This window comes from Kitasatospora sp. NPDC034533, assembly GCF_055575155.1.
In genome coordinates this window covers 116,393-142,005 of record NZ_JBVITE010000002.1, presented here as the reverse complement: position 1 = coordinate 142,005, position 25,613 = coordinate 116,393, and the positions used below count along the sequence as shown (strand labels likewise).

Sequence of the window (25,613 nt, the reverse complement as noted above, 5' to 3'; positions counted from 1 at the left end):
TCACGGCACCTCCAGCAGTTCGACCGGGTCCCCCGCCGCCGCCCCGCCGGGCGGCACCACCGCCAGCGCCTCGGCCCGGGCGAAGCCGCGCAGCATCGCCGGGCCGTCGAAGGCCAGCGGCACAACGCCCCGGGCCGTCCGCCGGACCGGCTGGAGCCGGGTGTCCGTGCGGTGCCCGGGCAGCGCCGCCGCGGCGGGCACCGGGACGGGCGCGGCGGCGGGCCGCCCGGCGCGGGCGTGCAGCAGCGGCAGGACGAGGGTGACCATCCCGGCGACGGCCGCCAGCGGATTGCCCGGCAGGCCCACCAGGTGGCGGCCGCCGGGGAGTTCGGCGAGCAGCATCGGGTGCCCCGGCCGGACGGCGACGCCGTCCACCAGCAGCCGGGCGCCGGCCTCGGCGAGCGCCCGGTGCAGGAAGTCGGCCGGCCCGGCGGCCGTTGCGCCGGTGGTGACCACGAGGTCGGCGGCGGAGTGCCGCAGCGCGTCCCGGAGCAGCGCGAAGTCGTCCCGGACGTACCGGACTTCGGCCGGGTCGGCGCCGGCCGACCGCAGCCAGGGCGGCAGCAGCGGCCCGAGCGCGTCCCGGACCAGTCCCGGCCCGGGCACTCCGGTGGTGCGCAACTCGTCGCCCAGCACGAGCAGTCCGACCTCCGGGCGGCGGTGCACCGTCAGCCGGTCGTGGCCGCAGGCGGCGGCCAGGCCGAGCACGGCCGGGCCCACCGGCGTGCCGGACGGCAGCAACTCCTCGCCCCGGCGGCACTCCTGGCCGCGCGGACGGACGTCCTGGCCGGTGGTCAGCGGCCGCGGTCCGCGGTCGTGCAGCAGCGCGCCGTCCAGCCGGCCGTGCTCACGGCGCAGCACGGCGGTGGCGCCGGGCGGCAGCTGGGCGCCGGTGGCGGTCTCCACGGCGGTGCCGTCGGCCAGCGGCGCCGGCTCGGCCCCGCCGGCCAGCACCCGCCCGGTGACCCGCCAGGGGCCGGGGCCGGCCACCGCCCAGCCGTCCATCGCGGAGGTGTCGTACGCCGGCAGGTCGGTCAGGGCGCCGAGCGGCTCGGCGAGGGTGTGGCCGAGCGCCTCGGCCAGCGGGAGCGCGACGGTGGGCAGTGGGCGCAGCCCGGCCCGGCGGGCGGCCTCCCGGGCCCGGGGCCAGCTCAGCGGTCCGGGAGCGGTGGGCGGTGCGGCCGCGGTGGTCTGCCCGACCGCGCTCACGACTCGCCCGGGGCGTCGGCGGCGCCCCACCGTTCGGCGAGGGCCTCGGTCCGCCGGGTCGCCTCGGCGACGGCCTGCGCCCCGCCGCCCCGCTGGGCGGCCGCGTAGCCGATCAGGAAGGCGGTCAGCGGCGCGGCCGGCCTGGCCACTCCGTGCGCGACCACCCGGGCCGCGTCGAGCAGACCACGGACGTCCACGTCCAGGTCGATGCCCAGGTCGGCCTTGACCTCGGCGATCCAGTCATCCAGCGTGCGCTCCATGCGCCCATGCTGCCCGATGGGTGGTTTCCCCGAGGTGTTGGGCCCCGTGTGCGGCGCGCGTCGTTTCGCTCACACGCCGCCTGCGGTCACCGTGAGGTCAGCGGCGGGCTCACCGCCGGTCGCGGTCGCGGGCCCGCTCCAGGTCCTCCCAGGTGTCGCAGTCGTGGGCGGCCCGGTCGGTGTCGGTCACCCGCGGCCCGCTCAGTCCGCCGAGCAAGCGCCGTAGCGACTGGCCCGCCGGATCGCCGAGCGCGGCCAGCGCGGCGCGCAGCGCGGCGGTCCGGTAGGCGGCGGCGAGCGGTTGGTCGCGGCCGTCCGCGTCGACCAGGAGGGCGGCGTCCCCCTGCGCCCCGGCCTCGTCGAGGGCGGTGACCAGCCGTTCCACCGTCCGCCGGTTCAGGAACGGCAGGTCGGCGGCGAGCAGCAGCACGGTGTCCGCGGTGACCAGGTCGAGCCCGGCGGCGACGGCGGCGACCGGACCGCCGCCGGGCGGCCGCTCCCTGGTCCAGCGGACTCCGGCCCGCGCGGTCGGCCGGGCCGGGCCGACCACGACGGTGGTCCGGGCGCCCGCGCAGGCGGCGAGCACCCGGTCGAGCAGGGTGGTCCCGCCGACGGTCAGGCCGGGCTTGTCGGCCCCGCCGAGGCGCCGGGCGGCCCCGCCCGCCGGGACGATCGCGTCGTACGGCGTCATGCGGCCAGTATCCGCCCGTACTACCGCGCCCCGGGCTCCTCCTCGGGCCCGGGCAGGGGCCCGGGCTCCGGCTCGGACTCGGGCAGGGGCGCGGGCTCCGGCTCCTTCTCGGGTCGCGCATCCGGCTCCGGCCCGGCCGCGCGGGAGGTGTTGGCGCTCGCGCCCAGCGACAGGAAGGCGGGCAGGGTCAGCTCCCCGTACCGCTCGTTCATCGCCGTGACCAGCGCCTCCGGGTCGTCCGGGTGCTCGGCCAGCAGCCGGTCGAAGTCCTGGAGGTACTCGCCGGTGAAGGCCAGCACCCGGGCGGCGTCGTCGCCCTGGTCCGGGGCCCGGTGGCCGGCGATCACCCGGTCCGCGCCGAGGTCGGCGATCCGGCCGAGGTTGTGCCCCCAGATGGTGCGCTGGGCCGGGGTGGTGTCGGCCGTCCACAGGTGGGTGCCGTTGGCGACGAAGTCCCCGGCGATCACCGTGCGGATGCTCGGCACGTGGACGACCGTGGAGTCCGCGCAGTCGGCCTGGCCGAGCAGCAGGACGGGGATCACCTGGCGGTCCAGCATCAGCGGCTGCGGCAGCAGCGGGGCCGGGATCAGCGGGTGGTCCGGGATGTCGTCGCCGTACACCGGCTTCCACTGGGCGACCTTGGCGGCGACGGTGCGCCGGATCGCCTCGACCACGGCCGGGGCGGCCAGCAGCTGCGCGTCGGGGAAGAGCCGCAGCACCTCCTCGGCGCCGAAGTAGTGGTCCGGGTGCTGGTGGGTGACCACGACCGCGAGCAGGCGCCGGCCCTTGCCCGCGACCCACTCGGCCAGTTGGCGCCCGGCGCTGCGGGTCAGCTGGGCGTCCACCAGGATCGCGGTCCGCTCGCCCATGATCAGGGTGGAGGTGGCGAAGAAGGCCGACTCGGGGCCGGTGAAGACGGCGGTCTCCAGCGGCCGGGCCGGCTCGACGCCCTCGTTCGGCACGGCACCCGCCGCCGGCCCGGCGGACTCGGCGGGGACGCCCGGCCGGCCCTGGGCACGCTCCGCGCCGGCGCTCTCCTCGGGCGGGGACGACGTCACGGGCTGCTCCCTCTGGTCGGCGGTCTGATTACCTGCGCCCTACAGCATGGGAGTACCGGTGTCCGATTGCGCGGGAGGCGCGCCCGGCGCGGCGCGCGTTCCGGATCACGTCACACCGTGCCCCGGACGGGCGAGGGGCCCGTCCACCGGTTCGGCGGACGGGCCCCTCGGACGGCTCGGAGAGCCCGGTCAGCGCTTCGCGGCGCCCCGGCGCAGTCGGGCCAGCCGGTCGGTGACGCCCCAGGTGGTCACCCGCCACAGCGCCTCGACCACGATGTTGCGGCTCATCTTGGAGGCGCCCAGCTCGCGCTCGACGAAGGTGATCGGCACCTCGGCGACCTTGAACCCGGCCTTCACCGTGCGCCAGGCCAGGTCGACCTGGAAGCAGTACCCGGCCGAGGCGACCTCGTCCATGCCCAGGCCGAGCAGGGTCTCCTTGCGGAAGGCCCGGTAGCCGCCGGTGACGTCCCGGATCGGCACGCCCAGCATCAGCCGCGAGTAGGTCGAGCCGCCGCGGGAGAGCAGCAGCCGCGACTTCGGCCAGTTCACCACCCGGCCGCCCGGCACCCAGCGCGAGCCCAGCACCAGGTCGGCGCCGCGCAGCGCGCCCAGCAGCCGGTCCAGTTCCTCGGGCTGGTGCGAGCCGTCCGCGTCCATCTCGACCAGGACGTCGTAGCCGTTGTCGATGCCCCAGCGGAAGCCCGCGAGGTAGGCGGCGCCGAGGCCCTCCTTGCCCTTGCGGTGCATCACGTGCACCTGGCGGTCCTCGGCGGCCAGCTTGTCGGCCAGCTCACCGGTGCCGTCGGGGCTGTTGTCGTCGGCGACCAGCACGTGCGCCTCGGGCACGGCGGCACGGACCCGGCCGACGATCCGCTCGACGTTCTCCGCCTCGTTGTAGGTCGGGATGATCACCAGGACCTTGCCGAGATCAGCAAAACTCTGCTGGTTCACGGTCACGTACAAACCTCTCGGCCGATGACGGGGGGTCTCGGAACACCGGCGCCCGCACTCTGGAACGCGGCTCCACCGGCAGCCTGCCGGGGATCACCTCGGCGGACGGCTGCGCGCAGGGGCGGAGGCTACTGCGTCCTGGCATCCTACTACCGCACCGGGAACCACCGCTCCGGCCATGGCACTCCCACTGGATGCCCACCGTTTCCCCCTGGGTGACACCGTTCGGCTAGGGTCGTTCCCCTGCCCGTGCCCGGACCGCCCGCACCGGCGGGCCCGCCCCGGCGATCCGGACCCGTGACGTCCGGGGCCGCCCAGACAGCGAAGGAGTAGGACCGCGCGCATGGACAGGCTCGTCAACACCGTCCGCCCGTACGCCTGGGGGTCGCTCACCGCCCTGCCCGAGCTGCTCGGGCAGCGGCCGACCGGCGAACCGCAGGCCGAGCTGTGGATGGGCGCCCACCCCGGCGCCCCGTCGCGCGCCGACCGCGGCGCGGGCCCGCGCCGGCTGGACGAGCTGATCGCGGCCGACCCCGAGGGCGAGCTGGGCGCCGCGAGCGTGGCCCGGTTCGGCCCGACCCTGCCGTTCCTCTTCAAGGTCCTCGCCGCGGGCATCCCGCTGTCGATCCAGGCCCACCCGACGCTGGACCAGGCCCGGGCCGGCTTCGCCGCCGAGAACGCCCTCGGCATCCCGCTGGACGCCCCCGAGCGGAACTACCGGGACGCCAACCACAAGCCCGAAATGGTCTGCGCGCTGGGCGAGTTCGAGGGCCTCTGCGGCTTCCGCCGGCCCGCCGAGGCGGCCCAGCTGCTGTCCGGGCTCGCGGTGCCGGGGCTCGCCCCGGTGATCGACCGGCTGACGGCCGGGGGAGAGTCCGAGGCGCTGCGCGGCGCCCTGACCGCCGCCCTCGCGCTGGACGAGGAGACCGTCCGGCGCACCGTCGAGGTGCTGGCGCTGACCGACCCCGACGGCGAGTACGAGCCGTACGCCCGGATCGCCAAGGACTTCCCGGACGACCGCGGCGTGGTCGCCGGCATGCTGCTCAACCACTTCCGGCTGCGCGCCGGCGAGGCGCTCTACCTGGGCGCCGGGGTGCCGCACGCCTATCTGTCCGGCGTCTGCGTCGAGCTCCAGGCCAACTCCGACAACGTGCTGCGGGCGGGCCTCACCCCGAAGCACATCGACGTGCCGGAGCTGCTGGAGGTCGTGGTCTTCGAGGCCGGCGCCCCCGAGCCGGTGCGCCCGGCCGCGGTCGAGGGCACCCCGGGCGAGGAGCTCTACCCCGTCCCGATCGACGAGTTCCGGCTCTCCCGCTTCACACTGGACGGCGTCGAGCGCGAGATCGACGGCCGCACCCCGCAGATCCTGCTCTGCACCCGGGGCACCGCCCGCCTCACCGCCGCCGACGGCACCGTGCTGGACCTGGCCCGCGGCCAGTCCGCCTTCCTCCCCGCCACCGGCGCCCCGACCCGCCTCTCCGGCACCGGCAGCACGCTCTTCCGCGCCACCGTCACCGTCTGACGGCCCCGGGGCTCAGTCCCGGGTCATGTCGACGAAGCGCGAGTAGTGGCCCTGGAAGGCCACCGTGATGGTCGCGGTCGGACCGTTGCGGTGCTTGGCGACGATCAGGTCGGCCTCGCCCGCGCGCGGGGACTCCTTCTCGTAGGCGTCCTCGCGGTGCAGCAGGATGACCATGTCGGCGTCCTGCTCGATCGAGCCGGACTCTCGGAGGTCCGAGACCATCGGCCGCTTGTCGGTGCGCTGCTCGGGGCCACGGTTCAGCTGGGAGAGCGCGATGACCGGGACCTCCAGCTCCTTGGCCAGCAGCTTGAGGTTACGGGACATGTCCGAGACCTCCTGCTGGCGGTTCTCGGCCCGGCGGGAGCCGCCGGACTGCATCAGCTGGAGGTAGTCGATGACGATCAGCTTGATGTCGTTGCGCTGCTTGAGCCGGCGGCACTTGGCCCGGATCTCCATCATCGACAGGTTCGGCGAGTCGTCGATGAACAGCGGCGCCTCGCTGACGTCGGGCATCCGCCGGGCGACCCGCGTCCAGTCGTCGTCCGTCATGTTCCCGGAGCGCATGTGGTGCAGCGCCACCCGGGCCTCGGCGGAGAGCAGGCGCATGGCGATCTCGTTGCGGCCCATTTCGAGCGAGAAGATCACGCTCGGCAGCTTGTGGTGGATCGAACAGGCCCGCGCGAAATCCAGCGCGAGCGTCGACTTGCCCATCGCGGGGCGGGCCGCGATGACGATCATCTGGCCGGGGTGCAGGCCGTTGGTGAGCTGGTCGAAGTCGGCGAAGCCGGTCGGCACGCCGGACATCTGGCCCTGGCGGGAGCCGATCGCCTCGATCTCGTCGAGGGCGCCCTCCATGATGTCGGCGAGCGGCGCGTAGTCCTCGTTGGTGCGCTGCTCGGTGACGGCGTAGATCTGCGCCTGGGCGGCGTTGACGATCTCGTCCACGTCGCCCTCGGCCGCGTAGCCCATGCCGGCGATCCGGGTGCCCGCCTCGACCAGCCGGCGCAGCACCGCGCGCTCGTTGACGATCTGCGCGTAGTACTCGGCGTTGGCCGCGGTCGGGACGGAGTTGACCAGGGTGTGCAGGTAGGCGGCGCCGCCGACGCGCTGGAGCTCGCCGCGCTTGGTCAGCTCGCCGGCCACGGTGATCGGGTCGGCCGGCTCGCCGCGGGCGTAGAGGTCGAGGATCGCGCCGTGGATCATCTCGTGCGCGGGCCGGTAGTAGTCGGCCGGCTTGAGCACCTCGACCACGTCGGCGATGGCGTCCTTGGAGAGCAGCATGCCGCCGAGGACGGACTTCTCGGCGTCCAGGTCCTGCGGGGGGACGCGCTCGAAGCCGTCCGTCCCGCCCTGGCCACCGTCCTCGTCCCGGCGCTGCCAGCCGCCCTCCGACCGGCCGCCCTTGTCGTCCTTCCGGAAGCCGCCCTTCTGGAAACCGTCCTTCCGGAAGCCGTCCTTCTGGAAGCCGTCGCGCTTCGGGAAGCCCTCACGGCCGCCGTTCTGGTGCCCTTCGCCACTCCGGCGCGAGACCGGCAGCCGGTCCCCGGGGCCGTCCGGGAAGGGGGCGTCGTCGAAGGCGCCGACCGGGAAGGGATCCTCGGCGGTCTGCCAGTCGTCCTCCGGCGGCGGGGCGTCGTGGTCGTCGTACTGGGGGCCGGTCACGCGTGTTCCCCGATCAGCGAGTGGTGCGAAGTTGGAGCGGGCCTTGCCGGTGGCTGGATGGAACGGATCCGCTCCTCTTTGTACGCCACGGCCCCGACAAATCGGACGCCGGGGCGGTGGGAGTGTCGGGCGGAGGGCCCACGCTAAGGCGCCGGACGCCGTTGCGCCAAGACGGTTATCCACAGGGGGTGTGGATGAACGGCCCCGGCCTGTGGAGAACTGCCGCAAAGCTGTGGACACCCCTGTGGACGTCCCTGTGGATAACCGGACGATCGATCCACCGTCAACCTGCTGACCTGGGATTACCACTTCCCGGGCCTGTGCATGAGAAATTCTTCACACGCCTCCGAATGGCTGTGGGCACGGAGCGGGCGAACCGTGTCGCTCAGAGTTTCGAGTAATAGGCATGAACCACTTACATCCATTACCTGTGGATGAGTAGCCTGGAGCCCATGACCGCCACGACCCCGACCCGGGCCTCCCGCCGTCGGCACGACCGGGAGATCCTCGCCCTGGCCGTCCCGGCCTTCGGCGCGCTGGTCGCCGAACCGCTCTTCCTGATGGCCGACTCGGCGATCGTCGGCCACCTCGGCACCCCCCAGCTGGCCGGGGTGGGCGTCGCCTCCGCCGCGCTCTCCACCGCCACCGGCGTGTTCGTCTTCCTGGCCTACGCCACCACCGCGGCGGTCGCCCGCCGGATCGGTGCCGGGGACCGCCGGGGCGCCGTGCAACAGGGCATCGACGGCATCTGGCTCGCCCTGGGCCTGGCCGTCCCGGTGGTCCTCCTCACCCTGCTGCTGGCTCCCCTGGTGGCCGACGTGCTGGGTGCCTCGGCGACCGCCGCGCCGCACGCCGTGACGTACCTGCGGATCAGCTCCCTGGGCATCCCGGCGATGCTCGTGGTGCTGGCCGCCACCGGGGTGCTGCGCGGCCTCCAGGACACCCGCACGCCGCTGGCGGTGGCCGTCGCGGGCTTCGCCGCCAACATCGGCCTGAACGCCGGCCTGGTGTACGGCGCCGGGCTCGGGGTGGCCGGCTCCGCCTGGGGCACCGTGCTCGCGCAGACCGGGATGGCCGCCGCCTACCTGGTCGTGGTGGTCCGCGGCGCCCGCCGGGAGGGGGCCTCGCTGCGGCCGGACGCGGCGGGCATCCGGGCCAGTGCCAGGGCCGGCGGTCCGCTGCTGGTCCGCACGGTCAGCCTGCGCGCGGTGCTGATGACCGCCACCGCGGTGGCCGCCCGGATCGGCGACGACCAGGTGGCCGCCCACCAGATCGCCATGACGCTGTTCAACTTCCTGGCCTTCGCCCTGGACGCCATCGCCATCGCTGGCCAGGCCGTCATCGGCCGCTTCCTGGGCGCCTCGGACGTCCCGGGCGCCCGGGCCGCCACCCGGCGGATGGTCGAGTGGGGCGTCGTCTCCGGGCTGGTCCTCGGCCTGCTGGTGGTGCTCGCCCGCCCGCTGTACGTCCCGCTGTTCACGCCCGACCCGGCCGTCCGGGCCCAGCTGGACACCGCCCTGCTGCTGCTCGCGCTCACCCAGCCGGTGGCCGGCCTGGTCTTCGTGCTGGACGGCGTGCTGATGGGTGCCGGGGACGGTCCGTACCTGGCCTGGGCCGGGCTGGCGACCCTGGCGGTGTTCGTCCCGGTGGCCCTCGCGGTACCGGCCACCGGTGCCGGACTGGCCGGGCTCTGGTGGGCGATGAACCTGTTCATGCTGCTCCGGGCCGGCTTCCTCGCCTGGCGCGCCCGCGGCGGCAAGTGGCTGGTCACCGGAGCGGTGCGCGGCTGAGGCGCCCCGGGCCCGGAGAGGACCGGGAACGACCCGGGCGAACCGGGCGAACCGGGAACGACCGAGGGCCGGACTCCCGGAGGAGTCCGGCCCTCAGGCCTTGGAGCTACGGAGCTCAGGCAGCCACGACGGCGACGTCGAGGTTGGCCACGACGTCCGAGTGCAGCTTGACCGAGACCTTGTGGGTGCCCACGGTCTTGATCGGCGAGGCGATCGCGACGGCGCGCTTGTCCACGGCCGGGCCGCCGGCGGCCTTGATGGCCTCCACGACGTCGGCCTGGGTCACCGAGCCGAACAGACGGCCGGCGTCGCCCGAGCGGACGGCCAGCTTGACCTGGACGCCCTCCAGCTTGCCCTTGACGTCGTTGGCGGCGTCCAGGGTCTGGATCTCGTGGATCTTGCGGGCGCGACGGATGGCGTCGACGTCCTTCTGACCACCCTTGGTCCAGCGGATGGCGTAGCCACGCGGGACCAGGTAGTTGCGGGCGTAGCCGTCCTTGACCTCGACGACCTCGCCGGCGGAGCCGAGACCCGGCACCTCGTGCGTGAGGATGATCTTCATTACTCGGTCACCCTCTCTTAGCGCGCGGTGCTGGTGTAGGGCAGCAGCGCCATCTCACGGCTGTTCTTCACGGCCGTGGCGACGTCACGCTGGTGCTGGGTGCAGTTGCCGGTCACCCGACGGGCACGGATCTTGCCGCGGTCGGAGATGTACTTCCGCAGCAGGTTCGTGTCCTTGTAGTCAACGTAGTTGACCTTGTCCTTGCAGAAGACGCAAACCTTCTTCTTCGGCTTGCGAGCAGGCGGCTTCGCCATTGTGTGCTCCATTTGGGGTTCACGGCCCGGCGGGCGTCCGGGGACGCCGGCGGCCGGGCCGCACGAAATCTGTCAGCTCTTAGAACGGGGGCTCTTCCGAGTAGCCGCCGCCACCGGACGGGGCACCCCAGCCGCCGCCCTGGTTTCCACCGGACGGGGCGCTGGAGGCCCAGGGGTCGTCGGAGGGGCCGGACTGGCCGCCGCCGGAGTTCCCACCCCAGCCGCCGCCCTGCTGGCCGCCACCCTGCTGACCGCCCCAGCCACCGCCCTGGCCGCCGCCCTGCTGGCCGCCGAAGCCGCCACCGGGGCCGCCGGACCGGTTGGCCCGGGTGACCTTGGCGGTCGCCGAGCGCAGGCTCGGGCCGACCTCGTCGACCTCGACCTCGAAGACCGTCCGCTTCTCGCCTTCCTTGGTCTCGTAAGACCGCTGGCGCAGTCGGCCCTGCACGATGACGCGCATGCCGCGCTGCAGCGACTCGGCCACGTTCTCCGCCGGCTGCCGCCAGACGTTGCACGTGAGGAAGAGGCTCTCGCCGTCCTTCCACTCGTTCGTCTGACGGTCGAAGGTGCGGGGGGTGGACGCGATGCGGAACTTCGCGACCGCCGCACCCGACGGGGTGAAGCGCAGCTCGGGGTCGTCGACGAGATTGCCGACGAGGGTGATGACGGTCTCGCCTGCCATGGTGGTGATGACCTCTCGGGAAGATGTCCGTTCACCGCTGTTTCACGTGAAACAGCGGACGCGAGCTACCCGAGACCCGAAGGCCTCAGAGGTGGCTCAGTGGGTGTCCGGGCGCAGGACCTTGGTCCGCAGAACCGACTCGCTCAGGCCCATCTGGCGGTCGAGCTCCTTGACGACCTCAGGCGTGGCCTTCAGGTCGATGACCGAGTAGATGCCCTCGGACTGCTTGTTGATCTCGTAAGCCAGACGGCGACGACCCCAGGTGTCGACCTTCTCCACCTTGCCGCCGCCGTTGCGGACGACGGTGAGGAAGTTCTCGATCAGGGGGGAGACAGCGCGCTCCTCGACCGAGGGGTCGAGGATGACCATCACCTCGTAGTGACGCATGAGTAACCCACCTCCTTTGGACTCAGCGGCCACGGTCTCTCCGTGGCAGGAGGGTTGTGCGTAGCGTCGGCACCGGAGCAGTACCGACTCCGGCCCACCGTAGCGGCCGGGTCGGACAGTCGACCCCCGCACCACCCGGATCGGGTGTCACCCGGAAGAGGGCGCAAGGGGGCACAACTACACCAGTGCAGACGGCACAGCCTACCCGCACCCGGACGGACGAACAAAACGCATAGGGGTTGTGAGACCGGCCCAACCGCCGCAATCTGGACGGAACGGGATTCCTGCCCGTTCGTCTCCACGCCAGGAGGTGGGAGTCATGGCCCAGTCCGTCCACCGCATGCCCGCGCTCACCCTGAACACCGACGGCCACCCGCACCCCCGCGAGAACACCCTGGTGGGCGTCACCGCCCTGCTGGGCGTGATCGCCTTCACCACCTCGTTCTTCCACAACCTGCACCTGCTGACCTCGTGGACCGGCCTGTTCGGGATCATCACCGGCCTGTGGGGCATGTTCGTCTCGGTCACCACCGCCGAGCGCTTCGTCCTGATGATCACGCTCGGCGCCGCCGCGATCGGCTTCTACCTCGGCGTCGCCCGCGGCGGCCTCTGGGGCTGAACGCCCTCCCCAGGAACCCCCGGCGCCCCCGTCGCGTGTCTGCTGAGGAGACAGCCGCCCGACGGGGGCGCCGTCGTGCCCGCCGCGCCGGGCGCCCGGGCCCCGGACGATAGGGTCGACCCGAGAACCTGGGGCCACCGCAGCCCGACCGACGAGGAGCACCGAGCAATGAGCCTGCGCCTGAGGACGATCACCCGCGAGGAGCACCTCGCCTTCATCAGGAGCCGCGCCTCGGCCAGCCACATGCAGGTGCCGTCGTGGGGTGACGTGAAGGCCGAGTGGCGCTCCGAGTCGATCGGCTGGTTCGACGACGCGGACCAGCTCGTCGGCGCCGGCCTGGTGCTCTACCGGCAGCTCCCCAAGCTCAAGCGCTACCTCGCCTACCTGCCCGAGGGCCCGGTCATCGACTGGTTCGACCGCGACCTCGACCGCTGGCTCTCCCCGATGCTGGCGCACCTCAAGTCGCAGGGCGCGTTCTCGGTGAAGATGGGCCCGCCGGTGGTCATCCGCCGCTGGAACGCCCCCACCATCAAGGAGGCCATCGCCGGCAAGCAGGCCAAGCGGCTGCGCGACGTCGAGGCCGACTGGTACGAGGCGCGGGCCTTCGAGGTCGCCGACCGGCTGCGCAAGGCCGGCTGGCTCCAGGGCGAGGACGGCGGCGCGGGCTTCGGCGACGTCCAGCCCCGCTACGTCTTCCAGGTGCCGCTGGCCAACCGCTCGCTGGACGACATCCAGAAGGGCTTCAACCAGCTCTGGCGCCGCAACATCAAGAAGGCGGAGAAGAGCGGCGTCGAGGTCTTCCAGGGCGGCTACGACGAGCTGCCGATCTTCCACCAGCTCTACCTGGTCACCGCCGAGCGCGACAAGTTCACCCCGCGCCCGCTGGCCTACTTCCAGCGGATGTGGAAGGCCCTCGTGGCCGAGGACCCCAACCGCATGCGCCTCTACATCGCGTACCACGAGGGCGAGCCGCTGGCCGCCACCACGATGCTGGTGGTCGGCGAGCACGTCTGGTACTCCTACGGCGCCTCGGCCAACCACAAGCGCGAGGTCAAGCCGTCCAACGCCATCCAGTGGCGGATGATGCGCGACGCCTACGCCCTCGGCGGCGGCGTGTACGACCTGCGCGGCATCAGTGACACCCTGGACGAGGACGACCACCTGTTCGGTCTGATCCAGTTCAAGGTCGGCACCGGCGGCCAGGCGGCCGAGTACCTCGGCGAGTGGGACTTCCCGCTCAACAAGCTGCTGCACAAGGCCCTCGACCTCTACATGTCCCGCCGCTGAGGAGGCTGCCCCGATGACGCTGTCGCTCTACCTCGACACCGAACGCTGGCGCGCGCACCAGCGCTCCGTCCTCGCCGAGTTCCCCGGTCTGGTGCCGGTCGCCAAGGGGAACGGCTACGGCCTGGGCAACCACCGGCTGGCCGAGGAGGCGACGCTGCTGGGCACCGGGGTGCTCGCCGTCGGGACGGCGTACGAGGCGGCCGACGCCGCCGAGTGGTACGGCGGCGAACTGCTGGTGCTCACCCCCTACCGGGTTGGCGAGGAGGTGCTGCCGCTGCCGCACGCCCGGGTGATCCGGACGGTGGCGAGCGTGGACGCGCTGCGGGCGCTGCACGGCGCCCGGGTGGTGGTCGAGTGCATGACCACCATGCGCCGGCACGGCGTGGGCGCCGACGACCTGCGCACCGTCGCCGCCGAGCTGGAGGACGTCGCCTTCGAGGGCCTGGCGCTGCACCTGCCGATGGACCGGCCGGACGGCTCCGACCCCGTCGACGAGGTCGTGTACTGGGTGGACACCGCCGCGGCGGCCGGCATCCCGGTGCACACCGTGTTCGTCAGCCACCTCGGCGCGGCCGGCATGGAGCAGCTGGCCAAGCGCTACCCGCAGACGGTCTTCCGGGCCCGGATCGGCACCCGGCTCTGGCTGGGCGACCACGCCGCGCTGGAGGTCCGGGCCACCGTCCTGGACGTCACCCCGGTGCGCAAGGGCGACCGCTACGGCTACCGCCAGCACCCGGCGCCCTCCGACGGCCACATCCTGGTGGTCGCCGGCGGCACCGCCCACGGCATCGGCCTGGAGGCGCCCAAGTACCTCCAGAGCATGGGCGCGCGGGCCAAGGGCATCGCCCGGGCCGGGCTGGCGACCGTCAACAAGACCAAGTCGCCGTTCCACTGGTCCGGCAAGCAGCTGTGGTTCGCCGAGCCGCCGCACATGCAGGTCTCGCTGCTGTTCCTGGACGGGGACACCAAGCCCCCGGTGATCGGCGACGAGCTCGGTCTCCAGGTCCGGCACACCACCACGCACTTCGACCGCGTGGTGGACCGCTGACCGTCCCGGTCACCCGGGAAGGCCCGGCTCCTGCCCGGTGGGGCCCGGCCTTCCGGCCCCGTCCCCGGTGACCCCGCCCCCGGCACGTTCCCCGGCCGGCTCCGGCGGCTCCGGCTCGTTCAGCCACTGCTCGGAGCCGGCCGGCGCGTACCCGGCGTAGCTCTCCTCCTCGCGCAGCCGGCGGGCGGTGCCCAGCACGGCCACGTCCGGGGCGTGGTCCAGCACCCCGCCGGACGGGTCGTCGCTGCCGTCCCAGCGGACCGGGTCGCGGTCCGGGTGGAGGGCGTCGCGGACCACCACGGCGACCAGGTAGAGCGTGCCCGCCAGGTGCAGCCCGATCGCGAAGTGGTACCAGCCCTCGCTGAGCCCGTGCTGCTTGGAACCGGTGACGAAGCCCAGGTGGGACCAGATGCCCAGGGTGTAGAGCACCTCGCAGGCCTGCCAGATCAGGAAGTCCCGCCAGCGCGGCCGGGCGAGCACCGCGAGCGGCAGCAGCCAGAGCGCGTACTGCGGCGAGTACACCTTGTTGGCGAGCACGAAGAGCGCGACCACCAGGAAGGCCAGCTGGGCGAAGCGCGGCCGGCGCGGGGCCGAGAAGCCGAGCCAGGCGATGGCCAGGCAGCCCAGCACCATCAGCGCGCCGATGTAGAGGTCGAGGTTCTCCAGCCCGACGCCGCGGCGCTGCATCAGGATCAGCCAGAACGAGCCGTAGTCCTCGCCGCGGTGCTTGCTGAACACGTAGAAGGTCGACCAGCCCTGCCAGTTGGCCACCATGATCGGCAGGTTGACCACCAGCCAGGAGCCGACCGCGCCGCCCAGCGCCAGCCGGAACTCCCGCCAGCGGCCGGCCCGCCAGCAGAGCACCAGCAGCGGGCCGAGCAGCAGCACCGGGTAGAGCTTGGCCGCGGTGGCCAGGCCGATGAAGACGCCGGCCCAGCCCGGCCGGGAGCCCGACCACCAGGCCATCGCCACGGCGGCCAGGGCGACCGCGAGCAGGTCCCAGTTGACGGTGCCGTTGAGCAGCAGGACGGGCGAGAGCGCGAACAGCAGGGCGTCCCACGGGCGGCGCCGGTGGGTGCGGGAGAGGGCCACCACCGCGACCACCGCGCAGGCCATCAGCATCCCGGCGTTGATCGCCCAGAACCACTGCTCCTGGGTCTGCTGGCTCCCGCCGCCGGGCGTCAGCCAGGCCGCGACCTGCATGAACAGGCCGGTGAGCACCGGGTACTCCAGGTACTGGAGGTCGCCCGAGGTGCCGGGGATGCGGTCCACGTACGGGTGCAGCCCGGCCGCGAAGCCGCGCCCGGTGAACAGGTGGGGGACGTCGCTGTAGCAGGCGTGGACGTACTGCGGGGAGCCGGGCTGGAACCAGGCCTGCTCGTAGCAGGGCAGCTTCTGCACCATGCCGAGCACCGACACCACGATCACCGCGAGGGCCAGGAAGCGCGCCGGGATCCACCAGGAGACGCCCAGCAGCGCCCGGCGCCCGGGCGGCCCGCCGATCACCTCGCTGCCGGCCGCCGCGATCGGGTCCTCGTCGGCCGGGACGACCACGGTGTCGGCGGGTGGCGCGGCCGTGGCGACGGCTGCCGGGGTGGGCCCTGCGGCGGCACCGGAACCGACCGGGCCGGCGGTTTCGTCACGATCGCTCGACGTCATGCCGGACATCCTGCCGCACCGATCGCACCGGGACGAGGAGGACCCCGCAACGGTCCGCACTCCGGACGGCGGGCGGGTTCGCCAATCATGACGAAACCGCCCCAACGCCCACGGCCTCCGGTGGCCCCCGACGAGAACGGCGGTGGCGGCCCTCCGAGGAGGAACGCCACCGCCGTCACGGGTTCCGCCGGGCTACTGCCCGGTCGGCAGGCCCTGGAGGCCGCCGCCACCGGTGCTGCTCGGCGTCGGCTTGCCGCCGCCACCGCCGCCCGGGTGGCCGCCGCCGCCGGTGCCGTTGCCGCCACCGGGCGGCGTGGTGTCCGTCGAGGTCGGCGACGGGGTCTGGCAGCCGATCACCGGCAGACAGCTGTTGCCCGGGTTCGGGCCCTTGCTGGTCGAGTGGGTCGGGTGGTCGCCGGGGCAGTCCACGCCCGGCACGCAGGTCTGCGTCGGCTGCGGCTGCTGCGGCTGCGGGTCCTGCGACTGGCTCTGCGCCGGGGCCGACGGGGTGTCGCTGGCGGTCGGACCCGCCGACGCGGTGGCCGTGGACGGCGCACCGGAGGAGTCCACCTCGGTGCCGACCGGCTGCGGCGTCGGGAAGTCCATCTTCTTCTCGTTGGCCAGCGCCGCCTTCATGTACCGGGTGAAGACGTCGGTCGGGATGTCACCACCGTGGATGGAGGTCTTCCCGCCGGTGCCCTTGAGCGACTGCCGCTCGTGCTTGCTCGGGTCCTCGCGCCACATCGCGACGCTGGTGACCAGCTGCGGGGTGTAGCCGACCCACCAGGCCGACTTGTTCTCGTCGGTGGTACCGGTCTTGCCCGCCACCGGGCGGCCCAGGTCCTTGGTCTTCTTGCCGGTGCCGTTCGCCGCCACGTTCACCAGCACGTCGGTGACGTTGTCGGCGACCGCGGGCTCCAGCGCGACCTTGAGGTCCTTCTTGCCGAAGCCGGCGCGCTCCACCCCGTTCACCTCGACCTTGGTGACCGAGTACGGCTCGGCCTCCTTGCCGCTGGCCGCCAGGGTGCCGTAGGCGGTGGCCATCCGGATCGGGCTGATGGTGGAGGTGCCGAGCGGGAAGGTCGCGGTCTTCGGGTCGGCGAGGCTGTCCTTCCGGATGCCCATCTGGACCGCGATGTCGGCCACGTTCTGGCCGCCGACGTCCTGGTTGAGCTGGACGAAGGGCACGTTGTACGAGTACTGCATGGCCTGCCGCAGCGAGACGTAGCCGCGCTTGCCGGGGTCCTCGTTCTTCTGGTGGTAGGGCTTGCCGTCGTCGCCGATCACCAGCGAGCCGTCCGGCTTGTGGATCTCGGACAGGTCGTCGGCGAGGTAGCGGCTGTCGGCGTTGATCCGCTTCGGCTTGCCCTTGTCGTCCTTCGCGGTCTGCACGCCGACCTGCATCGCGGTGGCCAGCACGAAGGGCTTGAAGGTCGAACCGACCTGGACACCGGTGGCGTCGGCGTTGTTGCCGAAGTGCCCGTTCTCCACGCCGTCGCCGCCGTAGAGGGCGACGATCGCGCCGTCGCCGGGGCGGATGCTGGCGGAGCCGAACTGGATGTTGGTGTCGTTGTCCGGACGCTTCTGCGGGTCGAGGTTCTCCGCCTTGACGTCGTCGACGGCCTTCTTCAGGGCGTCGACCTTCTCCTTCTCGAAGGTCGTGTAGATCTTCAGCCCGCCGCGGTCGATCATCTGCTGGGTGATCGTCTTGTCGGTGGACGTCACGTACTTGTTGGCGGTGTCGACCAGGTAGCTGATCTCACCGTTCATGTTGGAGCTGGCCTTCTGCGGGATCGGGTCCGGGAAGACGTTGCACTTGGCGCGCTCGTCCGGGGTGATCGCCTTGGTGTCGACCATCTGGTCGAGGATCCAGTTCCACCGGCCCTGGGCCCGTTCCCTGTTCTCCGGGTTGGTGGGGTCGTAGTAGGTCGCGCCCTTGAGCAGGCCGGCCAGCATGGCGCTCTGGCAGACGTTCAGGTCCTTGGCGTCCACCCCGTAGTACGCCTGGGCGGCCGCCTGGGCACCGTTCGCACCGCGGCCGAACCAGCTGGTGTTCAGGTAGCCCTTGAGGATCTCGTCCTTGTCCTTGTCCTGGTTGATCTTCAGTGTGATGAAGAACTCCTTCACCTTGCGGCTGAGGGTCTGCTCCTGGCTCAGGTAGGCGTTCTTCACGTACTGCTGGGTGATCGTCGAGGCGCCCTGGGTCTCACCCCCCTTCGCCATGTTCCAGACGGCGCGGACCATGCCCTTGGGGTCGATGCCGCTGTCGGTCCTGAAGCTCTTGTTCTCCGCGGCGATGACGGCGTTCTGGAGGTTGGGGCTGATGTCCTTGAGCTCGACGATCTGACGGTTGGTCTGTCCCTTGCGGGTCATCTCGCTGTTGTCGGCCCAGTAGTAGATGGTGTTCTGGTTCTGCACCAGGTCGTTCAGCTCCGGGACCTTGGTGGTCTGGTACAGGTAGAACACCAGGCCGACGAAGCAGCCGAAGACCAGCAGGAAGCCGCTCATCCACTGCTTCCAGGACGGCAGCCAGCGCCGGACGCCGGTCTTGCCGAACCGCGGGTAGTCGATGAACCGCTTCTTGCCGGGGTCGGCCGCCGCGGCCGCATCGCGCCGGGCGCCGCCGCCCTTCCCCTTCTTCTGGGCGGCCTTGCGCATCTCCGCGCGGGTCATCCGGGGTTGCTGCGCGGTCTCCCGGACCCCCTGGGGACGCCTGCGGCCGACGCCGTCCGAGCGCAGCTCGTCGGGCCCCGGCCCCCCGCCCCGACGGCCGCCGCCTCCCGGGGGCTGCTGCCCGTCACCGCCCGGGTCGGGCGTCCTTCGCCGTCGCTCGCTCATCTTCCAGTTACTCCTCGCCAGGCGTTTCCAGCCTGAAGGCAGGGTTCACGTCCGATGCCCGCAAAACCGCCCTGAACTCCCGGAGGTGGTCCTCGTGCACACGCGACAGCGTACGCAGCGCGGAAACACAACTAATCGGACATCAGTCCCCAATGCCCACAAAACAGCGAGAGATCATTACACGCCCGTTGCCAACTCCGCCCGCGCGTCGGCTTGTGATCACATTCACGCGCGTCCCCCTTGCCGGTTGCGTGGGCCGGGTTTACTGTTCTCGATATATCGAGCCGATACATCGAAGCGGAATACCGCCGGATGCGGCGGCCGGACGGCGGGCGAGGGGAAGGAGGACCACGGCGATGGGCAGACGCTCAGGAGTGCTGGAGTTCGCCGTCCTCGGCCTGCTCCACGACGCCCCGATGCACGGCTACGAGCTGCGCAAACGGCTGAACATCCTGCTCGGGACCTTCCGGGCACTCTCCTACGGAACGCTCTACCCCTGCCTGAAGAGCCTGGTCGCCCAGGGCTTCCTGGTCGAGGACAACCCGGACGTCGAGTACGTCCCGGCCACCGCGCTCAACGGCAAGCGGTCCAAGATCGTCTACCGGCTCTCCGCCGAGGGGAAGCAGCGCTTCGAGGAGCTGCTCGCCGACTCCGGCCCGGACGCCTGGGAGGACGAGCACTTCGGCGTGCACTTCGCGTTCTTCGGCCAGACCGACCGGGCCGTGCGGATGCGCGTCCTGGAGGGACGGCGCAGCCGGCTGGAGGAGCGGCTGGAGCGGATGCGCAACTCACTGGCCCGGGCCCGCGAGCGGTTCGACGACTACACCGTCGAACTCCAGCGGCACGGACTGGAGTCGGTGGAGCGCGAGGTCCGCTGGCTCAACGAGCTGATCGAGACCGAGCGGTCCAACCGCACCGGCCGCACCAGCCCCGACACCGGCGGCAACTCCGCCGGACCCCGCAAGACTTCGGACGGCCGTGGCCAGCAGACCGGGTCCTCGGACCCGTCCGGGCCGCCGTACGACCGCCCGGGGCGCTCCGCCCAGGAGCGCTGACACCGCGCCAGCCCTGTGCCGCGCGGCAGGATTGGGCGCCTCGCGCCCGTACATGCAGTCATCGAAGAAGCAGGACGAGTTCCGCCGATCCCGGCGGGCCTCATGAGATCACAGGGAGCAACCGGAATGGGTTCGGTTCGCGTAGCCATCGTGGGCGTGGGCAACTGCGCCGCGTCGCTGGTGCAGGGTGTCGAGTACTACAAGGACGCCGACCCGGCCGGCAAGGTCCCCGGCCTGATGCACGTCCAGTTCGGTGACTACCACGTCCGTGACGTGGAGTTCGTCGCCGCCTTCGACGTCGACGCCAAGAAGGTCGGCTTCGACCTGGCCGACGCCATCGGCAACAGCGAGAACAACACCATCAAGATCTGCGACGTGCCGCCGACCGGCGTGACCGTCCAGCGCGGCCACACCCTCGACGGCCTGGGCAAGTACTACCTGGAGACCATCGAGGAGTCGGACGAGGCCCCGGTCGACGTCGTCCAGGTCCTCAAGGACCAGCGGGTCGACGTCCTGGTCTGCTACCTGCCCGTCGGCTCCGAGGACGCGGCCAAGTTCTACGCCCAGTGCGCCATCGACGCCAAGGTCGCCTTCGTGAACGCCCTGCCGGTGTTCATCGCGGGCACCAAGGAGTGGGCGGACAAGTTCACCGAGGCCGGCGTGCCGATCGTCGGTGACGACATCAAGTCCCAGGTCGGCGCGACCATCACGCACCGCGTGATGGCCAAGCTGTTCGAGGACCGCGGTGTCATCCTCGAGCGCACCATGCAGCTGAACGTCGGCGGCAACATGGACTTCAAGAACATGCTCGAGCGCGAGCGCCTGGAGTCCAAGAAGATCTCCAAGACCCAGGCCGTCACCTCGCAGATCCGCGACCGCGAGCTGGGCGCCAAGAACGTCCACATCGGTCCCTCGGACTACGTGGCCTGGCTGGACGACCGCAAGTGGGCCTACGTCCGCCTGGAGGGCCGCGCGTTCGGCGACGTCCCGCTGAACCTGGAGTACAAGCTGGAGGTCTGGGACTCCCCGAACTCCGCCGGTGTCATCATCGACGCCGTCCGCGCCGCGAAGATCGCCAAGGACCGCGGCATCGGCGGCCCGATCCTCTCGGCCTCCTCGTACTTCATGAAGTCCCCGCCGGTCCAGTACTTCGACGACGAGGCCAAGGAGAACGTCGAGAAGTTCATCCGCGGCGAGGTCGAGCGCTGAACCGCTGACCGCGCATAGTCGGCAGGAAGGGCCCACGGTCTCGATGATCGTGGGCCCTTCACGTTTTCGAGGCCAATGTTTCACGTGAAACGTCGGCCGGTTCCATGGCACCCTGGGCGGGTGGCGATCACCGAGAACGGCAGCACCCACCAGTCCGCGCACCGTGCCACGCTCAGCCACCTGCTGAAGGGCCGCGACTTCCGGCGGCTGCTGACCGCCCGGGTGCTCTCCCAGCTCTCGGACGGCGTCTTCCAGGTCTCGCTCGCCGCCTACGTGGTCTTCTCCCCCGAGAAGCAGTCCTCCCCCGCCGACATCGCCTCGGTGCTGGCCGTGATGCTGCTGCCGTTCTCGGTGATCGGCCCGTTCGCCGGTGTGCTGCTCGACCGCTGGCGCCGCCGCCAGGTGCTCTACTTCGGGAACCTGGCCCGCTTCGGGCTGGGCCTGGTCACCGGCGCGCTGCTCCTGGCCGAGGCGCCGACCTGGCTGTTCTTCGCCTCGGCGCTGCTGGTCACCGCGCTCAACCGGTTCATCCTGGCCGGCCTGTCCGCCGCCCTGCCCCGGGTGGTGCGGCAGGACGAGCTGGTCACCGCCAACGCCCTCTCCCCCACCCTCGGGACGGTCGCCGCCGCCTCCGGCGGAGGCATCGGATTCCTGCTGCACCAGCTGATGGCGCCCGGCCCGAAGGCGGACGCCGCGCTGGTCACGGTGGCCGCGGTGCTCTACCTCTCGGCCGCGCTGGCCGCCCGGCGGATGGACCGCGACCTGCTCGGCCCGGAGCAGCACCCGGACCGCCCCGGGATCGGCCGGGCCCTGGTCCGCGCCGCCCTCGGACTCGGCGCCGCGGTGCGCCACCTGGTCCGGGACTGCCGGCCGGCCGTGCACGCGCTGGCCGCCGTCACCGCGGCCCGGTTCTGCTACGGCGTCCTGATCGTGGTCGTGGTGATGCTCGCCCGGTACACCTTCAACGACCCCGCCGACAGCGCGGCCGGGCTGGTCACCCTGGGCCAGGCGGTCGGCCTGTCCGCCGCCGGGTTCTTCGTCGCCGCCGTGGTCAGCCCCTGGTGCACCCGAAGGCTCGGCCTGGCCGGGTGGATGACGGCCTGCCTGGTCGCCCCGGTGCTCTTCGTCCCCGCGCTGGGCCTGGGCTTCGCGCTGGTGCCCTGCCTGATCGCCGCGCTGCTGCTCGGGGTGGTCACCCAGGGCACCAAGATCTGCGCCGACACGGTGGTGCAGGAGTCGGTCGAGGACGAGTACCGCGGCCGGGTCTTCGCCATCTACGACGTGCTGTTCAACGTCGCCTTCGTGGCCGCCGCCCTGGTCACCGCGCTGGTGCTGCCGCTGTCCGGGCGCTCGCTCCCGGTGCTGCTCGGCGTGGCCGGGGTGTACGCCCTGACCGCGGTCCTCTACCTGCGCGCCGCCCGTCGCAGCCCGGTCCCCGGGTGACGCGGCCCGGTCCCGGGTGACCGCTCGCCCCGGAACCGCTGGGGGCCGGGGCGGCGTCCGTCCGAGTCGCTAAGGTACTCAGGCCTGTCGCATCGACAGAACTTAGTCTCGGGGGACGAACTGATGAGCACACCGCCGAACCCGTACGGGCCGCCCCCGCCGGTCGCGCCGTACGGGCCGCCGCCCGGCTACGGGCAACCCGCGCCGCCGGTCCCGCCCGGCTACGGCCCGCCGCCGGCCCACGGGCAGCAGCCAACCTACGGGCAGCAGCCGGCCTACGGTCCGCCACCGGGCCACGGGCAGCCGCCCTCCTTCGGACCGCCACCCGCCTACGGGCAGCAGCCGTACGGTCAGCCGGCCCCCGGGCCGTACGGGCAGCAGCCGCCCCCCGGGCCGTACGGCCCCCCGCAGCCCGCGCCGGTGATGCCGCCCGCCCCGGCCGCCAAGCGCGGCACCCGGTCCAAGCTGCGGATCGCCGGAGTCGTCGGCGGCGGCCTGGCGCTGGCGGTGGGCTACTTCGTCGCCGGACCGAGCGTCAGCAGCGCCAAGCCCGGCGACTGCGTACGGGCCGGCGGCACCCGTGACGTCGAGATCGTCAAGTGCACCGATCCCCGGGCGAACTACCGGGTGCTGGCGAAGTTCGAGGGCACCACCGACCGGAGCCGCTGCGCCGGGACGCCGCAGACCGTGAACACGGTCGCGGGCAAGAGCGGCCGCCGCTGGAACACCAAGCGGTACGTGCTCTGCCTCGGCTCGATGACGCCCGCCCCCACCGGTGTCCCGCCGGTGAAGCAGTCCTGACCCTTCCGCCACTCCTTCCCCGGGGGACCACTTGTCCGTTCCGCCTCCTCCTCCCCAGATGCCGTACGGCCCGCCCCCGGGCGACGGCAACCCGTACGCCTCCGGCGGCTCCTACGGCGCACCGCCCCCGCCGCCGCCCCCGGGGTACGGCTACCCGAGCGCCCCGCCCCCGCCGCCGCCCGGGTACGGCTACCCGGCCGCCCCGCCGCCCCAGCAGCCGTACGGCGTGCAGCCGCCGCCGGACGCCTACGGCTACGGGTACCCGCCGCCGGTGGGCGGGGCCACCTGCCGGTTCTGCGGCGGCTACCCGGCGGTCGACGCCACCGTCCGCGGCCACCAGGGCCTGATCGTCGCCTACCGGATGCTCCGGATGACCGGCCCGTTCTGCCGCACCTGCGGAACGGCGACGGTGCGCGACATGTCCGCCCGGACCCTGGTCCAGGGCTGGTGGAGCTTCGTCTCCTGGGTGCTGACCCCGATCACGCTGCTGCTGAACCTCGGCCCGCACCACAAGTTCAAGCAGCTGCCGCCGCCCGCCCCCGGCACCCACGGCCCCCAGCTCGACCCGGGCGTCCCGCTGACCAGGCGCCCGCACATCGCGATGCTGCTGGTGCCGGTCTCGCTGGCGCTCACCGTGGTGCTGGCCGCCACCGGGGTGCTCGGCCCCGGGAAGGACGACGGCCCGGTCGCCGACCCCCTGCCGAGCCCGAGCCGGTCCACCGTCCTGACCCTGCCCAGCCCCACCTTCACCCTGCCGACCTACACCCCGGCGCCGCTGCCCACCCCCACCTTCACGCTGCCGTCCTACACCCCGCCGGCCGCCGACCCGGCCGACGCCGCCAAGGCCGGGGACTGCCTGCACAACGACGGGAGCGACACCGACCCGAAGATGGCCGTGCTGCCGTGCACGGACGCCAAGGCCCAGTACAAGGTGGTCTACAAGTACACCGGCACGTCCGACAAGGACGCCTGCGCCAAGCAGCCGAAGGCCACCAGCACGTACTGGGTCAAGCACCCGCTCCTTCCGTCCCTGGACTACGTCCTGTGCCTACGGTCGGTCAACGGCTGAGACACCGTGCGGAAACGGGGGTGGCCCGGGCCCGGGCCACCCCCGCCGGCGTTCCTCAGCCCTGCTGCTCGGCCCACCAGGCCCGCAGCGCCCCGACCGCCTCGTCGTGCTCCATCGGGCCGTGCTCCAGCCGCAGTTCGAGCATGTGCTTGTACGCCTTGCCGACCTGCGGGCCGGGCCGGAGGCCGAGCAGCTCCATGATCTGGTTGCCGTCCAGCGCCGGGCGGATGGCGTCCAGCTCCTCCTGCGCCTTCAGCTCGGCGATCCGCGCCTCCAGGCCGTCGTAGGTGCGGGAGAGCGCGGCCGCCTTCTTCTTGTTGCGGGTGGTGCAGTCGGAGCGGGTCAGCTTGTGCAGCCGCTCCAGCAGCGGCCCGGCGTCGGTGATGTAGCGGCGCACCGCCGAGTCGGTCCACTCGCCGCCGCCGTAGCCGTGGAAGCGCAGGTGCAGCTCGACCAGGCGCGAGACGTCCTCGGTGATCTCCTTGGAGTACTTGAGCTCGCGCATCCGCTTGCGGACCATCTTGGCGCCGACCACCTCGTGGTGGTGGAAGGAGACCCGGCCGTCCGGCTCGAAGCGGCGGGTGCGCGGCTTGCCGATGTCGTGCAGCAGCGCGGCCAGCCGCAGGGTGAGGTCCGGTCCGTCCTGCTCCAGGTCGACGGCCTGCTCCAGGACGGTCAGCGAGTGCTCGTAGACGTCCTTGTGCCGGTGGTGCTCGTCCCGCTCCAGCCGCAGCGCCGGCAGCTCGGGCAGCACGTACCCGGCCAGCCCGGTGTCGACCAGCAGCCGCAGGCCCTTCACCGGGTGCGCGGCCAGCAGCAGCTTGTTCAGCTCGGCCTGGATCCGCTCGGCGGAGACGATGGTGATCCGCTCGGCCATCGCGGTCATCGCGGCGACCACCTCGGGCGCCGGGTCGAAGTCCAGCTGGGCGGCGAAGCGGGCGGCCCGCATCATCCGCAGCGGGTCGTCGGAGAAGGACTCCTCGGGGGTGGCGGGGGTGCGCAGCACCCGGGCCTCCAGGTCCTCCAAGCCGTGGTGCGGGTCGACGAAGCCGCGGCCGGGCAGGTCGACGGCCATCGCGTTGACCGTGAAGTCCCGGCGGACCAGGTCCTCCTCGATGGTGTCGCCGTAGCTGACCTCGGGCTTGCGCGAGGTGCGGTCGTACGCCTCGGAGCGGTAGGTGGTGATCTCGATCAGGAAGGAGCCCTCGGGGGTGTCCTTGCGGGCACCGACCGTGCCGAAGGCGATGCCGACGTCCCAGACCGCGTCCGCCCAGCCCTTGACCAGCTTGAGCACCTGCTGCGGGCGGGCGTCGGTGGTGAAGTCCAGGTCGTTGCCGAGCCGGCCGAGCAGCGCGTCCCGGACGGACCCGCCGACCAGCGCCAGCCGGTGACCGGCCGCCTGGAACCGGCGGGCGATCTCGTCGGCCACCGGTGACACCCGCAGCAGCTCTTGGAGGCCGAGGGTCTGGGCCTCGCTCAGGCCTGGGACGGCCTGGACGGCGGTGCTGGAACGGTCGGTGCGCGCGGTGGGCTCATTGGCAGTGGACACGGCTCACA

Annotated in this window: 21 protein-coding genes and 2 pseudogenes; 10 read left to right on the top strand and 13 right to left on the bottom strand. The window is 72.4% G+C overall.

All coding sequences use genetic code 11. The features are described 5' to 3' along the window. The 5 genes and pseudogenes from ACZ55U_RS02285 to ACZ55U_RS02265 form a co-directional block, all read right to left on the bottom strand. Positions 1–1,209, bottom strand: a complete 1,209-nt coding sequence (locus ACZ55U_RS02285) for a molybdopterin molybdotransferase MoeA (RefSeq protein WP_465521484.1) — start codon at positions 1,207–1,209, stop codon at positions 1–3. Further along, positions 1,206–1,487: pseudogene (locus ACZ55U_RS02280) on the bottom strand (DUF6457 domain-containing protein); the annotation flags it as partial. The gene ACZ55U_RS02285 and the pseudogene ACZ55U_RS02280, both read right to left, overlap by 4 nt. 103 nt (positions 1,488–1,590) lie before the next feature. Further along, positions 1,591–2,160 (bottom strand): annotated as a pseudogene (gene mobA, locus ACZ55U_RS02275) (molybdenum cofactor guanylyltransferase); the annotation flags it as partial. Positions 2,161–2,180: 20 nt separating this feature from the next. Then, positions 2,181–3,218 (bottom strand): MBL fold metallo-hydrolase, encoded by a 1,038-nt coding sequence (locus ACZ55U_RS02270; protein ID WP_465521482.1) that lies wholly within the window; start codon positions 3,216–3,218, stop codon positions 2,181–2,183. A gap of 189 nt (positions 3,219–3,407) precedes the next feature. Continuing rightward, the gene (locus tag ACZ55U_RS02265) at positions 3,408–4,175 is read right to left on the bottom strand and encodes a polyprenol monophosphomannose synthase (protein ID WP_465521480.1); all 768 of its coding nucleotides are present in this window, start codon (positions 4,173–4,175) and stop codon (positions 3,408–3,410) included. 337 nt (positions 4,176–4,512) lie between these two features. On the opposite strand from ACZ55U_RS02265, the gene manA reads away from it, so the two are divergent. Beyond that, positions 4,513–5,691 carry a mannose-6-phosphate isomerase, class I gene (gene manA / locus ACZ55U_RS02260; protein WP_465521478.1) on the top strand — a complete coding sequence of 393 codons (1,179 nt, stop codon included), beginning with the start codon at positions 4,513–4,515 and terminating at the stop codon, positions 5,689–5,691. A gap of 12 nt (positions 5,692–5,703) precedes the next feature. Here the strand turns inward: manA and dnaB are convergent, their stop codons facing one another. Next, complete coding sequence (gene dnaB / locus ACZ55U_RS02255; protein WP_465521476.1) at positions 5,704–7,353, bottom strand: replicative DNA helicase; 1,650 nt, start codon at positions 7,351–7,353, stop codon at positions 5,704–5,706. Between the two features lie 452 nt (positions 7,354–7,805). Here dnaB and ACZ55U_RS02250 point away from each other — a divergent pair, with 452 nt between their 5' ends. Further along, positions 7,806–9,143 (top strand): MATE family efflux transporter, encoded by a 1,338-nt coding sequence (locus ACZ55U_RS02250; protein ID WP_465521474.1) that lies wholly within the window; start codon positions 7,806–7,808, stop codon positions 9,141–9,143. Positions 9,144–9,258: 115 nt separating this feature from the next. Here the strand turns inward: ACZ55U_RS02250 and rplI are convergent, their stop codons facing one another. From rplI to rpsF, 4 genes are all read right to left on the bottom strand, one after another. Next, the gene (rplI, locus tag ACZ55U_RS02245) at positions 9,259–9,705 is read right to left on the bottom strand and encodes a 50S ribosomal protein L9 (RefSeq protein WP_030278278.1); all 447 of its coding nucleotides are present in this window, start codon (positions 9,703–9,705) and stop codon (positions 9,259–9,261) included. Positions 9,706–9,722: 17 nt separating this feature from the next. Then, positions 9,723–9,959, bottom strand: coding sequence for a 30S ribosomal protein S18 (gene rpsR / locus ACZ55U_RS02240; protein ID WP_030059640.1), 237 nt, complete (start codon positions 9,957–9,959; stop codon positions 9,723–9,725). Positions 9,960–10,038: 79 nt separating this feature from the next. After that, a complete protein-coding gene (locus ACZ55U_RS02235; protein WP_465521472.1) occupies positions 10,039–10,641 on the bottom strand; it encodes a single-stranded DNA-binding protein in 603 nt (200 codons plus the stop codon). A gap of 96 nt (positions 10,642–10,737) precedes the next feature. Further along, positions 10,738–11,028 (bottom strand): 30S ribosomal protein S6, encoded by a 291-nt coding sequence (rpsF, locus tag ACZ55U_RS02230; RefSeq protein ID WP_030233085.1) that lies wholly within the window; start codon positions 11,026–11,028, stop codon positions 10,738–10,740. Positions 11,029–11,347: 319 nt separating this feature from the next. Here rpsF and ACZ55U_RS02225 point away from each other — a divergent pair, with 319 nt between their 5' ends. The 3 genes from ACZ55U_RS02225 (at position 11,348) to ACZ55U_RS02215 (ending at position 13,982) form a co-directional block, all read left to right on the top strand. Beyond that, on the top strand, positions 11,348–11,647 hold the full coding sequence (locus ACZ55U_RS02225; RefSeq protein ID WP_465521470.1) for a hypothetical protein: 300 nt from the start codon (positions 11,348–11,350) through the stop codon (positions 11,645–11,647). A gap of 168 nt (positions 11,648–11,815) precedes the next feature. Then, positions 11,816–12,934 carry a lipid II:glycine glycyltransferase FemX gene (locus tag ACZ55U_RS02220; RefSeq protein WP_465521468.1) on the top strand — a complete coding sequence of 373 codons (1,119 nt, stop codon included), beginning with the start codon at positions 11,816–11,818 and terminating at the stop codon, positions 12,932–12,934. A gap of 13 nt (positions 12,935–12,947) precedes the next feature. Continuing rightward, positions 12,948–13,982 carry an alanine racemase gene (locus ACZ55U_RS02215; protein WP_465521466.1) on the top strand — a complete coding sequence of 345 codons (1,035 nt, stop codon included), beginning with the start codon at positions 12,948–12,950 and terminating at the stop codon, positions 13,980–13,982. A gap of 9 nt (positions 13,983–13,991) precedes the next feature. Here ACZ55U_RS02215 and ACZ55U_RS02210 read toward each other — a convergent pair whose 3' ends face one another. Beyond that, positions 13,992–15,641, bottom strand: a complete 1,650-nt coding sequence (locus tag ACZ55U_RS02210) for a glycosyltransferase family 87 protein (RefSeq protein WP_465521464.1) — start codon at positions 15,639–15,641, stop codon at positions 13,992–13,994. Positions 15,642–15,833: 192 nt separating this feature from the next. After that, complete coding sequence (locus ACZ55U_RS02205) at positions 15,834–18,314, bottom strand: transglycosylase domain-containing protein (protein WP_465521462.1); 2,481 nt, start codon at positions 18,312–18,314, stop codon at positions 15,834–15,836. A 521-nt stretch (positions 18,315–18,835) separates the two neighbouring features. Here ACZ55U_RS02205 and ACZ55U_RS02200 point away from each other — a divergent pair. The 5 genes from ACZ55U_RS02200 to ACZ55U_RS02180 all read left to right on the top strand — a co-directional run bounded on the left by ACZ55U_RS02200 (position 18,836) and on the right by ACZ55U_RS02180 (position 24,056). Beyond that, positions 18,836–19,534 carry a PadR family transcriptional regulator gene (locus ACZ55U_RS02200; RefSeq protein WP_465521460.1) on the top strand — a complete coding sequence of 233 codons (699 nt, stop codon included), beginning with the start codon at positions 18,836–18,838 and terminating at the stop codon, positions 19,532–19,534. Positions 19,535–19,660: 126 nt separating this feature from the next. Further along, on the top strand, positions 19,661–20,743 hold the full coding sequence (locus tag ACZ55U_RS02195) for an inositol-3-phosphate synthase (RefSeq protein ID WP_465521458.1): 1,083 nt from the start codon (positions 19,661–19,663) through the stop codon (positions 20,741–20,743). 120 nt (positions 20,744–20,863) lie between these two features. Continuing rightward, entirely contained in the window at positions 20,864–22,186 is a 1,323-nt protein-coding gene (locus tag ACZ55U_RS02190; protein ID WP_465521456.1) for an MFS transporter, read from the top strand. A 123-nt stretch (positions 22,187–22,309) separates the two neighbouring features. After that, entirely contained in the window at positions 22,310–22,987 is a 678-nt protein-coding gene (locus tag ACZ55U_RS02185) for an LppU/SCO3897 family protein (RefSeq protein WP_465521454.1), read from the top strand. 58 nt (positions 22,988–23,045) lie between these two features. Next, on the top strand, positions 23,046–24,056 hold the full coding sequence (locus ACZ55U_RS02180; RefSeq protein ID WP_465521452.1) for an LppU/SCO3897 family protein: 1,011 nt from the start codon (positions 23,046–23,048) through the stop codon (positions 24,054–24,056). Positions 24,057–24,111: 55 nt separating this feature from the next. Here ACZ55U_RS02180 and ACZ55U_RS02175 read toward each other — a convergent pair whose 3' ends face one another. Continuing rightward, a complete protein-coding gene (locus ACZ55U_RS02175; protein WP_465521766.1) occupies positions 24,112–25,536 on the bottom strand; it encodes a CCA tRNA nucleotidyltransferase in 1,425 nt (474 codons plus the stop codon). Positions 25,537–25,613 lie beyond the last annotated feature (77 nt).